The 13,724-nt window shown below is 60.8% G+C and carries 9 protein-coding genes; 4 read left to right on the top strand and 5 right to left on the bottom strand.

The window, feature by feature from the left end:
• Positions 1–48: 48 nt before the first annotated feature.
• From ispE to KQI84_11660, 4 genes are read right to left on the bottom strand one after another with little or no spacing between them, the layout of a single operon-like run.
• Entirely contained in the window at positions 49–936 is an 888-nt protein-coding gene (ispE, locus tag KQI84_11675; GenBank protein ID MCB2155536.1) for a 4-(cytidine 5'-diphospho)-2-C-methyl-D-erythritol kinase, read from the bottom strand.
• A complete protein-coding gene (locus KQI84_11670; GenBank protein ID MCB2155535.1) occupies positions 933–1,715 on the bottom strand; it encodes a glycosyltransferase family 2 protein in 783 nt (260 codons plus the stop codon). Before KQI84_11670 ends, ispE begins: the two co-directional genes overlap by 4 nt.
• A complete protein-coding gene (locus tag KQI84_11665) occupies positions 1,712–1,894 on the bottom strand; it encodes a hypothetical protein (GenBank protein ID MCB2155534.1) in 183 nt (60 codons plus the stop codon). Before KQI84_11665 ends, KQI84_11670 begins: the two co-directional genes overlap by 4 nt.
• The gene (locus tag KQI84_11660) at positions 1,891–2,757 is read right to left on the bottom strand and encodes an XdhC/CoxI family protein (protein MCB2155533.1); all 867 of its coding nucleotides are present in this window, start codon (positions 2,755–2,757) and stop codon (positions 1,891–1,893) included. The genes KQI84_11665 and KQI84_11660 overlap by 4 nt, the downstream gene beginning before the upstream one ends.
• A 369-nt stretch (positions 2,758–3,126) precedes the next feature.
• Between KQI84_11660 and KQI84_11655 the strand changes: the two genes are divergently transcribed.
• Together KQI84_11655 and KQI84_11650 are read left to right on the top strand one after the other, a co-directional pair.
• Entirely contained in the window at positions 3,127–3,954 is an 828-nt protein-coding gene (locus KQI84_11655; GenBank protein MCB2155532.1) for a PHP domain-containing protein, read from the top strand.
• Positions 3,955–3,975: 21 nt separating this feature from the next.
• Positions 3,976–10,071 (top strand): PAS domain S-box protein, encoded by a 6,096-nt coding sequence (locus KQI84_11650; protein ID MCB2155531.1) that lies wholly within the window; start codon positions 3,976–3,978, stop codon positions 10,069–10,071.
• A 3-nt stretch (positions 10,072–10,074) separates the two neighbouring features.
• Here the strand turns inward: KQI84_11650 and KQI84_11645 are convergent, their stop codons facing one another.
• Complete coding sequence (locus tag KQI84_11645) at positions 10,075–11,292, bottom strand: molybdopterin molybdotransferase MoeA (protein ID MCB2155530.1); 1,218 nt, start codon at positions 11,290–11,292, stop codon at positions 10,075–10,077.
• A 92-nt stretch (positions 11,293–11,384) separates the two neighbouring features.
• On the opposite strand from KQI84_11645, the gene KQI84_11640 reads away from it, so the two are divergent.
• Positions 11,385–12,677: a nicotinamide-nucleotide amidohydrolase family protein gene (locus tag KQI84_11640; protein ID MCB2155529.1), complete on the top strand. Its 1,293-nt coding sequence runs from the start codon at positions 11,385–11,387 to the stop codon at positions 12,675–12,677.
• Positions 12,678–12,781: 104 nt separating this feature from the next.
• Entirely contained in the window at positions 12,782–13,693 is a 912-nt protein-coding gene (locus KQI84_11635) for a hypothetical protein (GenBank protein ID MCB2155528.1), read from the top strand.
• The last annotated feature ends 31 nt before the right edge of the window (positions 13,694–13,724 follow it).

Genomic DNA, 13,724 nt, shown 5'->3' with positions numbered 1-13,724 from the left:
ACTCGTCCCCAGTTCCCGAAGATTGTTCGCGCGAGACGGCATTGGCCTTCACGCGTGGAACGTGACGCCCGCCAGCCAAGGCTCGCAGGCCTGCAAAATCTGCGCAGGCAGAGAGTACTCCGACGCTGCCTTCTCGGCCGTCTTCAAATCGGGGAAAATCCCGAAGCACGCGGAACCGGTTCCACTGAGTTGCGACCATTGTGCCCCGAGTTCCTTCAGTTCGTCCAGCGCATTGGCGATCTCAGGATGCCGTTTGCAAAGCGGTGCGAGGAACGTGTTGTGTACATCTGGCAGAAACCGCGTTTCCGGTGCGGCAAGCCAGTTCTTCAACCCGTCGACGTCGCTCTGCAAACCAAGGTCGCCCGGAGTGAGTGACTCGAATGCCTCGCGCGTCGAGATCTTGACCTTGGGGACGACAACGACAATGCCGAACTCGTGACGGAGTGGCAACTCGGCGAGTTCCTCGCCGCGGCTCCAGCCCTCCTGCGTCCCTCCGCGGATGAAGAACGCACAGTCACTGCCGACTTCGGCCGCGATATCGACAAGTCTATGATCCTCGGCGCTGATGCCGGACAGCTCGGCGAATCCGATCAATGCCGCTGCGGCATCGCTGCTGCCGCCGCCCAGGCCGGCCTGCACGGGAACCTTCTTGCGCAGATCGATGCTGACGCGCTGGTCGATGTTCAGTTCGACTCGCGCTCGATCCACGATTCGCAGGACAAGGTTGCTTTCGTCGTGCGGCACGTCTCCGGCAAAAGGACCGGTGACTTTCAACTCGTCGCGCTCGCCATCGATTGTTCGGATCTTGAGTTCATCGCCCCATCTGAGCGCCTGAAACACCGTGGCAAGATCGTGGAACCCATCGGCACGGCGCTTCAGAATATCCAGGTGCAGGTTGATCTTCGCGGGCGCAAACAGCGTCAGATGATCCGTCATTTCTCTCGTTCCTCCATCTGGCGTTTTTCGAGAACGCGGGCGTACTTCAGAAAGACAGAGAAGGCTGCCATCATGCAGATCACAAAGCCGGTCTTGCCATCGCGATAGCCCTTGAACAGAACGAACTGGCGAAAGAAGCGCCACACGGGACGGAGCGCCAGGTGGCGCCAACCGACCTTTGGAGTCTTCCGCGCGCGATCCTCGCCTGCCCATTCCGTATAGCGCACGAACTTCTTCAGGTATTTGTCGAAATCTTCGTACGTGAAGTGGAGGAACTGGCCCTCAAGATTCCCGACGCTCGATGGCTTGCCATCTGGGAAAATGATGTCGGCGTGTACGTGCTTTTCTTCGTACTGGCCGCGGTCGCGACGGAAGAGGCGCAACACATCGTCACGTTGCCAGCCGCAACCGTGGATTTCCTTGCCCATGAAATGGTTCAGCCGATGAATGCGATATCCATCGTGCGGGCCGTCGGCTTCGAGAACGCGTTCAATGTCGCGGCGCAGCTCGGGCGTGACGCGTTCGTCGCTGTCCACAACCAGTATCCACGGGTGACTCATCTGCGGGATCGCCCAGTTCTTCTGCGCGGCCGAGTTGACGTACTCATGCACGAGGACGCGATCGGCTTTCTCCTCGGCGATTTCGCGCGTGCGGTCACTGCTGGCGGCATCGAGGACCACGACGACTTCGTCGGCAAAACGCGATGACGCAATGCAGTCGGCGATGTGGCGTTCTTCGTTTCCGGCAGGGATCAGGACGGAGAGCTTCTGGCGAGTCACTTGGTGTGCTCCAGTTCCGCCGCGGGCGGTGGGCTGGCGGGATGAGGCGAGTTGCGCTCTCGCCACGTTGTGTAGATCAGCATCAGGCAAATCCCCATGGACAAACCCATCAGGAAGACGGCGATCAGACGCAGATCGGACGCCAGCTTCGAGGGCTCATGTTGGGGTTCACCGGTCATTTCTTCGCTTTCGCTGTCTTCTTTGCAGCCTTCTTCGAGGTCGGCAGCCGCTTCGGCGGCTTCGCCGTCACGGGGAATCCTTCGCGCATCATGCGTGCCCGTTCCTGGATGACCTGAGCAATCACGGAGACGGCGATTTCCTCCGGCGTGATCGATCCGATATCCAAACCGGCCGGGCTGTGTACGCGATCGAGGTCCTTCTTCTTGAAGCCATCGGCGGCCAGGTTCTTCTTGATGTTCGCCCACTTCGAGCGACTGCCGATCATTGCGATGAAACACGCTGGCGTCTTGAGAACCTGCCGCAGACAAGCCTCGTCGCCCAGGTGCCCGCGAGTCACGATCACGACAAACGTCTGGGGTGTCAGTTCGATCTTCTCGGCCAGCTTCTCGTAGGGCGCGGCAAGCGTTTCATCCGCGCTGGGGAAGCGATCGGTGTTCGCAAACTGCGGTCGGTCGTCGATCACCGAGATGTGGAAGTCGAGCCCCGTGGCGACGTGCGCGAGGGCCTTCGAGATGTGACCTCCGCCGCAGATGACGAGTCGGAAATCGGGCATAACGGGCTCCACGTAGAGTGAGATTTCGCCGCCGCACAGCATGTCCATCTCTTCGGCGGACTTGGCCTTGATGTCGACGCGGACAACCCGCGGAACGAGGGTCTTCAACACATCGCGAGCTGCGAAAATGACGTCCGCCTCCACGCATCCGCCGCCGATGGTTCCGAATATCTCCATATCGGAGGTCACGAGCATCTTCGTGCCCGGCTTGCGCGGTGTGGACCCCTTGGTCTCGATCACGGAGATGACCGCGATGCGCTTCCCCTGGCGGGTCCATTCGACGATTTTCTCATAGAAACGTTGGTTCATGGGCGTACTCAAACTCCTTCCCCAGACGGGGTTTTGAGGAAAGCACAACGGGCGGCAAGGGACCAAGGGGAGAATGGACAGGATTACAGGATTCACAAGATCCGGTGGAGCCAATTATCAGAGGGTATCCTGACATTTATCGAAGATCTTCAGTTCGCCCTCTGGCCTTGGCATTCAGTTATCTCACGTTTCACAGAACGGCAGACCATCAGTTCTGTCAATGGGACGTGCCGCCAGGGCTGGTGGCTCTGTGAGGTCCGGAAGTGTAGCCCCTGCTAAGTCACCGGGGCCGGGAAAGTCAGGCTTGGCATCTGGCTGGCCGAGTGGGTAACTTCGGGTTTTGCCGATCATCTTGAGGAGTTGCTTACTGTGGGAATTATTGCCGACTTGCATTGTCACTCGACCGCCAGCGATGGAGTGGACCGCCCGGCACGGGTTGTGGAGCGCGCCAAGGCCGCGGGATTGAAGGTATTGGCGCTGACCGATCATGATAGCGTCGATGGCGTTCCGGAGGCCCGTGCAAAGGGCAACGAACTGGGCGTTGAAGTACTGACCGGAGCGGAGTTAACCTGCTACATTGGGAAGCAGGAGCTGAACGTCCTCGCCTATGGAATCGACGAGAATTCGCCCGCGCTGGTCGATCACTGCACCAAGTTCGTGCAGGCCCGGACCGACCGGGCGCGCAAGATCGGCGAGCGTCTCGCGGAGTGCGGCGCCCCTCTGGATATGGACGCGGTCGTGGCATCCTGCGATGGCGGGGTCGTTGGTCGCCCGCATATCGCCAAGGCCCTGGTGGCAGCCGGGCATGTCGAGAGCTACCAGCAGGCGTTTGACCTGTACCTGGCAAATGGCAAGCCGGGCGATGTCCCCAAAATGATGGTGGACCCGCAGTTCATTATCGATGTGATCCATGAGGCGAATGGCCTGGCGGTGCTGGCGCATCCGGGCCTTTGGGATCAGTTTGACATGCTCCCGGACCTGAAGAAGATGGGCATGGACGGCGTCGAGGTCTGGCACAGTTGCCACAGCCAGGCGGACAGTCTGCGGCTGCTGGACATCGCCGACCGGTACGGCCTGATGAAGACGGGCGGCTCCGATTGCCACGGTGCACTGGGCGATCGGAAAGAAATCCTGGGGCAGTGGGGCTTGGATACCAGCGCATGGTTGCGCGTGAAAGAGCGTTTGGACGCCCGCTGACGGGCGGTCTTGGGAGAAACGATGACGTTGAACGGGAATCTTCCCGAAAGGGTTCGCCCCCGAAAGACGATCCTGACTTACACGCTGCTGGGCGTGGGGTTCGGGCTGTGCTTTCCGGTCGGGGCGACGTTGCTGGCGACGCATTTGAACAATGCGTCGTACTCGCTCGGGAGTTTCCTGCAGGTCCAGGCGCGCACGCCGCTACTGTGGCTGATCGATTCGTTGCCGATCGTTCTGGGGTTGGTCTTCGGGGAACTCGGCCGCAGTCATTCGCGCATTCAGGCCCACACCGTTCAACTCGAGGAGCGCGTGCAGGCGCGAACGGCGGAGATCGCCATCAACGAGGCGCGTACTCGCGCGATCGTGGACACGGCCGCGGACGGCATCATTACGTTCGACGAGAGCGGGCAAATTGAATTTTTCAACAACGCAGCGCAGCGGATTTTCGGGTACTCGGGACAGGAAGCCGCCGGCCGTTGCGTGCGCGATCTGATTCCGGGGATTCTGGAGAAGGACAACGATTCCGGCGAAAGCCGCATCAGTGGCGAGATTCGCACGCGTGAGTTTGCATCGGTCGGCGTGAGCCGCCAGGTGGAAGCCGTTCGTGCGGATGGAACGAACTTCCCGATCGAACTCGACGTCAGCGAACTGCGCGTCGGAGACCAGGTGACCTACACCGGCATTTTCCGCGACATCTCCGACCGCAAGCGCGCGGAAGCGATCGAGAAGGCGCTTCTCTCCATTTCGGAAGCCGTCAACCAGACGGAGGACATGCGGGCACTGTACCAGTCGATCCGCGAGTCGCTCGGCACCATCATCGACGTCACGAATTTCTACCTCGCCCTTTCGACCGATGACGAGAACACGTTCCGGTTCCCATATGGTGTGGATGAAAACGATCCGGAGGTCTATAATCCGGAACCGCGCGACATGGAAGGCAGCCTGACGTCGCTGGTGGCATCAAGCGGCCAGGCCTGGCTGCTGACGAAGGGCGAGTACCTGGCGCTGGTGAAGGCCGAGAAGGTCCGCCAGGTTGGAACGGCCCCGGAAAGCTGGCTGGGCGTGCCGCTGATCGTGAAGGGGCGCGTCCTGGGCGTCATGGTCGTTCAGAGCTACTCCGAGAGCATTCACTACACGAATCACGATGTGGAGATCATGTCGTTCGTCTCCGGCGAGATCGGGCGCGCCATCGAGCACAAGCAGTACGAAGATGCGTTGCGCGATAATGAACGCCGCTATCGCCAGATGATCGAAGAAGCGGGCGACATTGTCTACACGACGGATCTGGATGGGAACTTCACCTACGCGAATCCTGCCACCCAGAAGCTGACTGGTTACGAAGAGGAAGACCTGACCGGCCGGCCGTTCAGTACATTGCTGCCAATCGAATGGAAAGCGCGCGTCCGGGAAGCCTATCGGCGGCAGATTCTCGACTGCATGCGCGAAACGACAATGGAGTTCCCGATCCAGACGCGCTCCGGGATTCGAAAGTGGATCGAGCAGCGCGCCACGCTGATGATGGATGGCGACAAGGCAACCGGGTTCCAGTGCATCCTCCGCGATATCACAGAGCGCAAGGAGGCTGAGAACGCGAATCGCGAGCTTGCTCACGCGTTGCAGGCCGCCGCCGATGCCGTTGTGATCACGGGACTGGACGGTGCGATCCACCAGGTGAATCCGGCCTTCACAGCGATCACGGGCTACGAAGCGGAAGAAGCGATCGGCCAGAATCCACGCATCCTGAAGAGCGATCGCACGCCGCAGCAGCTCTATCGCCAGATGTGGGGAACGATCACGCGGGGCGAAATCTGGTGCAATCGCGTGATCAATCGGCGCAAGGACGGGTCGCTGTATCACGCGGCATTGACGATTTCGCCCATCACGGAAGAGAGCGGCGAAGTCGTGGGCTTTGTGGGAATTCAACGCGACATTACGGCCGATATCGAGCGCGAGATGGCGCTGCAGCAGAGTGAGGAGACGTTCCGCTCCCTCAGCGCTTCCTCCCCCATCGGTGTAATCCAGATCAGCGCCGAAGGCCAATGCACCTACACGAACGCGCGTTTCCAGGCAATCAGTGGCCTGACACTCGAGCAGTGCCTGGGCGAGGGTTGGACGCAGACGATCCATCCGGAAGACCGCGACCGAATCCTGTGGTCTTGGAAGGAATTTGTCGACGGCGGCGTCGGACGCTTGACGGAAGAGTGCCGCTTCGTAACCGGCGGTGGTTCAGAGACGCGCTGGGTGATGCTGCGCGCGACACCGATGGTGGCCGAGGATCGCGAGCGGCTTGGTTTTGTCGGAACCGTCGAGGACATCAGCGAGCGCAAGCACCAGGAGCAGTTGCGCGCTGTCCTCTATGAAATCGCGGAGGCTGGCAGCAGCGCAACGGACTTGGCGGAGTTCTTCCGTTCGCTCGACCAATCGCTCAGCAAGATCGTCGACACGTCGAACTTCTTCGTGGCGCTTTGGAATCCTGAAGAAGGAACGATCAGCTTCCCCTACGACCGCGATCAGCCGGAAGTGCAGGAGATGTACTCGCAGGAAGAGCTTGCGAAGACAATGACGGCGCGCGTGCTCCGAACGGGCGAGCCGCTGCTGGTGGATGAAGAAGGAATTCGCGAGCTCATCGATCAGGGCGAAGTGGATCTCGTCGGCCGCATGTCCAAGACGTGGCTGGGCGTGCCGTTGATTTCGAAGGGCAAAGTGATCGGCATGATCTCCGTGCAGAGCTACACGGATAAGGCCCACTACACGGAACACGACCTCGCCGTTGTCAGCTTCGTTTCGACGCAGATCGCGAACGCCATCGAACGCAAACGCGCCGAAGAGGGCGTGCGCATCTATCTGCAGCAGGTCGAGGAAGCGCGCGATCGCATTCAGGAGCAGGCGAAGTCACTCGAGCGCCAGGCGGAAGAACTGGCCGATGCGCGCGATGCCGCTCAGGATGCCTCGCGTGCAAAGGGCGAGTTCCTGGCGAACATGAGCCACGAGATTCGCACGCCCATGAACGGCATCCTTGGCATGACGGGTCTGCTACTTGAAACGAACATGACGTCGGATCAGCGCGAATACGCCCGCATCGTGCGGAACTGCGGTGAGTCGCTGCTGACAATCATCAACGATATCCTCGACTTCTCGAAGATCGAAGCAGGCAAGCTGGAGCTTGAGATCATCGAGTTCGATCTGCGCCAGTGCGTCGAAGAGGTCGGCGATCTGCTGGCCCAGCGCGCCTCGGAGAAGGGCATCGAATTCCACGTCCGCATTCATCCAGACGTACCGCGGCGCTTAATGGGAGACCCGGGACGTCTGCGCCAGATTCTTCTCAACCTCGCCAACAATGGCGTGAAGTTCACCCGCGAGGGCGAAGTCACGATCGCAGTGACGCTGGAGAACGAGGGCGAGCAGGATGTGAAGCTGCACTTCGAGGTGCGCGATACAGGCATCGGAATTCCCGAAGACCGGATGGATCGCCTGTTCCAGTCCTTCTCACAGGTCGATAGCTCGACGACGCGCCAGTTTGGCGGCACCGGTCTTGGACTGGCGATCTCGAAGCAACTGATCGAGGCGATGGGCGGTGATGTGAACGTATCGAGCGTTCCGAGGAAGGGTTCGAAGTTCTTCTTCAACATCGTGTTCGACAAGCCGGCCGAATCGACGGAAGAACAACGCCCCGCGGAACTCCACGATATGCCTGTGCTGATCGTCGACGATCACGCCACCAATCGCCGCATTCTGAACGAGCAACTGACGGCGTGGGGATGTCATTGCGAGGAAGTCAGCAATGGCCCGGCGGCCATCGAAGTACTTCACAACGCAATCTTGAAAGGCACGCCGTTCCGACTGGCCATCCTGGACTACCAGATGCCGGGCATGGACGGCATCATGCTGTCGCGCCAGATTCTTGGCGATCCGCAGATCAAGGACTTGAGGGTCGTCCTGCTGACATCGATCGGGCGCCAGTGGAAGGACGCAGAACTCGCTGCCCGCGGCGTGAATGCTTGTCTGACAAAGCCGATCAAGCAGTCGCACCTGTACGATACGATTCTGAAGGTCCTCGGGATGCGGCGACCCGATCGCGGAGTGGAGCAGCCGCGAGAGAAGACTTCCCGCCCGCCGCGTCGCGACAACGTCCGCGTGTTGCTTGTCGACGACAATCCGGTGAACCAGAAAGTGGCTGCACGAATGCTGGAGAAGGCCGGCTATCGCTGCGATACTGCCGCGAACGGACTCGAAGCCGTCGATGCGCTGGAGAACATTGCCTATCACATCGTCCTGATGGACAGCCAGATGCCCGAGATGGATGGCTTTGAAGCGACGGCGGAGATTCGTCGGCGCGAAGCGGGCCAGCGGCACACGCCGATCATCGCCATGACCGCCGAGGCAATGAAGGGCGATCGCGAACGGTGCCTCGATGCCGGGATGGACGATTACTTGAGCAAACCCATCCAACAGGATACGCTGTTTGCCACGATCGAGAAATACCTGCCTGAGCAGGAGTCGGCCTTGATCGCGAAAGAGGAAGCACCGCCGGCTCATGAGACGAGCCGGGAAGTGGTGGCCATCCAAACAACGGCCGATGGCGATCACGAGTTTGAGGTCGAGTTGATCGATCTGTTCCTGGAGAGCGCACAGCGCCTGGTGGACCAGATCCGCGACGCGATGCGGACGGAGAAAGCGAGCACGCTGCTGCGCGCTGCCCATTCGCTGCGTGGCGCCGCGGGCAACGTGGGAGCAGCAGAGTTGGCGCGATTGCTGGATCAACTGGAAACGAACGTCTCGAACGGACGCTGGAAGCAGGCGACAGAGAGCGAAGAATCCGCGCGTCGCGAATTCGAAGCGGTTAAGGACGGCCTCCACAGCTACCGGCGGGAAATCCGTCCCAATGAAGTGACGGAGTCGGAAGAAGCGCCAATGAAGAAGGCGAGGGAAGCACACTCGGTTCTTGTCGCCGAAGACGATCCGGTTTCGCGTCGCGTTCTGACGAAGTACCTGGACAAGTGGGGCTTCCGAATTCTGATCGCTTCCGATGGCGAGGAAGCGTGGGAGATTCTGCAACGGGAGACAGGCATCACGTTCCTGATCACGGACTGGATGATGCCGAAGATGGACGGCTTGGAATTGTGTCGCCATGCACGCAAGCTGGAGAGCACCACGTACCTTTACATCATTATGTTAACGGCGAAGGCGGAACGCACGGACTTGCTCGAGGGAATGCGCGCCGGCGCGGACGCGTTCGTGACGAAGCCGTTCGACGCGCCGGAGTTGCTTGCCCAGATGAACGTCGGCACGCGCGTGTTCGACTTGGAAGTGGAACTGGCCGAACAGCTTCGCGAAGTCACCAGCGCCCACGCCCGCATCAAGGAAGACTTGGACGCCGCGGCACGTGTGCAGCAATCCCGTCTGCCGAGCGAACCGCCCAAGGCGAAGGGCGTCGAGTTCAAGTGGGTCTTCGATTCATGCTACGAAGTCGCTGGCGATATGTTCAACGTGATCCCGTTGGATGATCGGCACCTGGGGTTGTATATCCTCGATGTTTCAGGGCACGGCGTGCAGGCGGCGCTGCTGTCCATGACGCTCAGCCAGGTGCTGTCCGCAGCAACCGACGAAGACTCGATTGTTCGTCACGAAGGCCCCGAGGGGCGCGTGATCGCGTCGCCGGCAGAAGTGCTGGGGCACTTGAACGAGCGCTTTCCAATCTCGATCAAGATCAGCCAGTTCTTCACGGTGCTTTACGGTATTCTCGATCTGGAAACGCGGACGTTCCGTTATGCGCTCGCCGGTCATCCCGGCCCCATCGTCGTTTCTGACGGTGTGGCGAAGGCGATCGATGACGAAACAGGCCCAGCGATCGGAATTCTGTCTGACGCGGAGTACAAAGAGCAGACGCTGCAGTTGAAGTCTGGCGACAAGGTGCTTCTGTACACCGACGGAGTGAACGAAGCGCAGAATGAACTGCGCCAGGAGTTCGGAATCGAACGCGTGCTGGACGCCTTGAGTGAGAACGCCGATCAGCCGATTACCGATGCCATTCCGATGCTGCACAAGGCGATCAAGGCGCACTGCGGCGACTTCAGTCAGAACGACGACATCACAATCATGGGCTTCGGACTGACCTGAGCCTCACTTCCCAACTGCGATTCGCATCACATCGACCATTTCGCCTGCGCTGACCTTTTCGTCGCCGGGCTCTAACACGATCAGGCAATTCCCATGCGCCGCGTTGGAGAGATTGCCGGACGATTGATGCCCGAGCGGCTCGACTTTCCAGTTCCCATTCACAACGGCGGCCCGCGCGTAGACAAAGAACAACCGCCCGCGATCGCGCGGACAATCGACCAAGAGTTCCATGCGTTCCAGCGGCGTGCAAATCGGTGCGATCCCCATGGCCTGACGGAGGAAGGGCTTCAGGTAGATCTCCGTGTTCGCGCAAACAGAGACGGGATTGCCAGGCATGCCGAAGTACGGTTTTTTCCCGATGGTTGCAACAAGCAGCGGCTTGCCCGGGCGAACGGCCGATCGCCACATCAAGATGTCGGCTTTCATATCGCGCAGGACTTCGTGCACGATGTCGTGCTCGCCGACGGATACTCCGGCAGTCGAAACGATCACATCTCCCCAATCGACTGCTTCTTCGAACATGGCGCGGAACTTCGCAGGTTCATCCGGAGCAATTCCGATGATCCGAGGTTCGCATCCGAAAGCGCGCAACTCCTGCTCCAGGTAGTAGATGTTCACGCCAACAATGTCAGTTTCCCCGAGCTCCGCTCCGTGGTGCTTCACTTCATCGCCGCTTGTCATGATCGCGACGCGCGGATGGCGGAGGACTTCGACTTCCGGGATGTTGTACATCGCCAGGAACGCCAGCGTAGCCGGATCGAGTCGCTTGCCACGGCCAAAGAGGTTCGCGCCTTCCGCAACATCTTCGCCCTGGCGCCGGATGTAGCGCCCCGGCGTCGCGGGCTGGCGAAAGACGACGCGCTCGCCTTTCACATCGACGAGTTCAGTCGGCACAACGCCGTCGGCGCCGTCGGGAATTTGTGCGCCTGTGCTGATGCGGACGGCGGTGCCAGGCTCGATGGGTCCATCGAGCGGATGGCCCGCGGCACTCTCGCCGGCGATCGGCAAGTCCACCGGCGTGTCGGGTGTGGCGCCTTCGATGTCGCTGCAGCGCACCGTGAAGCCGTCCATTGCGGAGTTGGTGTATCGCGGCAGCGGCCACGGCGCTTGCACCGAAGCGGCCATGTGGCGGCCTCCGGCTTCCAGCAGCGCAACGCGCTCCGTCCCGATTTCCCAATCGATGCCCAGGATTTTGCCGAGCGCTTCCTCGTAAGTCAGCATTGCGTTCCTCGTTCTTTATGTTGGCAAGCTCCTTGCCCCAGGTTGCGGTGGAGCGCAACCTCCGTGAGTCAGACTCTCGCAAGGATCCCACCATGAATCGCCAGCCAACGGCCCGTATTCTCAGTACCGGAACGGAAATCACCCAGGGCCTATATGCCGATACAAACGCGATGAACCTGACCCGGCTCTTGTCCGGATTTGGCTTTCGGATTCTTGGGCACGAGGCAGTGCCTGACGATCCTTCGGCAGTCGAGGAGGCGATTCGTTCAACGTTCGGGCGTTGCGATCTGCTGGTGATGACGGGCGGCATCGGTCCGACTGATGATGATCGGAATCGGGAAGTGCTCGCGCGCGTGGCGGGCGAAGAGCTCGTCCGCATCCATCGAGCGGAAGTGATGCTGCGCGAGGTCTTCGAACGTCGCGGCGTGGAAATGCCGGAGCGCAATCTGCGCCAGACATACATTCCCCGAGGTGCGGTTCCATTTCTGAACCACTGGGGAACGGCGACGGCGTTCATGCTTCCCGGCCAGGCCGATCGCCCGATCATCGTCGCGCTTCCGGGTGTTCCTTCGGAATGGCGCGCCATGATGGATCGTTACCTGCCAACGAAGATTCTCCCCGCGTTCCCATCCCGCTCCATAACCGTGCTGCGCACGCTGCATGTCGGGATGCTCCCGGAATCGACCGTCGACCATATGCTGCATGCCCTGTTCGACAGCGATCCGACGGCGGAGTTCACCCTGCTGGCCCGGCCCGGCCACATTCGCGTCCGAATCCTGGCCACGGGTGATGATGAAGCAATCTGTCGCCAGACCGTCGATCGTCTGGCGAAGGAAGCCGTTGCGCTGCTGCCCGAAGGTTCCGTCTTCAGCCAAGACGGCGAGGAAACCACCATCGAAGAGGTCGTGGTGGAGCGATTCGCCGAGGCCGGCAAGACGATCGCCCTGGCAGAATCCTGCACCGGCGGCGGAGTCGCCCAGCGCATCACCGCCGTGCCGAATGCCTCCTCCGTTCTGGTCGAGGGCATCGTCTGCTACAGCAACGACTCGAAGCGCCGCCGCCTGGGGGTACAGGCAGAGACGCTGGAGACCGAGGGAGCCGTCAGCGAGGCCTGCGTGCTGGAAATGGCCGCGGGCGCGCTCCAGGAGTCCAATGCGGACGTCGCCGTTTCGATCAGCGGGATCGCCGGCCCGACCGGCGGAACGGAAGAAAAGCCCGTTGGCACAGTCTGGTTTGGACTGGCGGACCGAAACGGGCGTCGAGAGGCGTTCAAGCGCTGGTTCCCCCGGGGGCGGGCTCGCGTTCGCCAGATGTCCGAGGCACAGGCCCTGAACATGCTTTATCGATGGCTGGAAGGGCTTGATTTGCGAGTGGATGGGAAGTAAGTTCTCAGTTGGCGAGTATTTAGTTAAATCTTGGGAATTTCCTTGCCGTTGTCGTGACAGTCGTTTCCAAACAGCCCCAGACTCCTTGGCGAGTGGAGCGATTCATGCCTTTCCCGGGCGCCAAAAGGATACATCCTGCGCTAGCCATAGCGGCACTGCTGCTCGCAGCAGTCGCGGGCGGACTCGCCTTGGCGCAGGTCCCGGACACTCCGCGCGAGACGGCAGAGGTCATTCGGGCCGCGGCCACGCCGACGCCGACACCGACCGCCAACGCAGGCCCGGTGGCCGGTCCTTCGCCGACGCAGACACCTGTCGCGACGCCGACTCCATTCGATGTGCTCCCCCCGTTCAGCCTCAGCGACTGCTCGGCGCTGATCGGCCAGGGGCTCAACGCGCTCCCGCTCAGCGACGACGACCCGAAGGCCTACAACGACGAGGCGGTTTTTGGGCTGCTCCGGACGATCACAAATTACCTGAAGATGCGCGATGAGATGCATTCCACGCTGGTGAACTACACGTGGAACCAGATCGCGCGCGGACAGGTCTCGGATGGTCTGATCGATAACGAGGAGTTCACCTTTGATAAGGACGACTGCCCGCAGGAGGTCAGTGCGCTGTCTTTTGAGGTACAGCGGGGCGATGCGTATCTGCACTACCTTCGCGTGATCGACTCGGAGGGGCACGAAGTGGCGACGTTCGACCGTCTGCGCCGCAATCCCCGCCTGATTCGGCACAGCCTGCCACGCCGCGAAGTCTTCCACCTGTGGCGTCCGACCTCGATCGGCAAGATCGAACTGGCATACTCGCAGGCCAATCCCGGCCGCGATCGCTCGCCCAAGGTTCTGATTCACGCCGGTCATACGGATGATCCCGAATATGGCAAGTCCGCTATCTTCTTCATCACCCGGGCCGAGCAACGGCTGCGGGCCGAAGAGATTTCGCTGGCCAGGAACGACCTGATCAAGGCCCAGCAGGAAATCCGGAATTATCGCGAGTACCTGCAGCGCGAGGACTGATCAGTCAGTCCGGAAGAAGCGCTTCCCCAAA

Source organism: bacterium (genome assembly GCA_020444065.1).
GTDB lineage: Bacteria > Sumerlaeota > Sumerlaeia > SLMS01 > JAHLLQ01 > JAHLLQ01.
The sequence above is the reverse complement of the archived record's forward strand: the minus strand, read 5'-3'. Positions and strand labels throughout refer to the sequence as shown.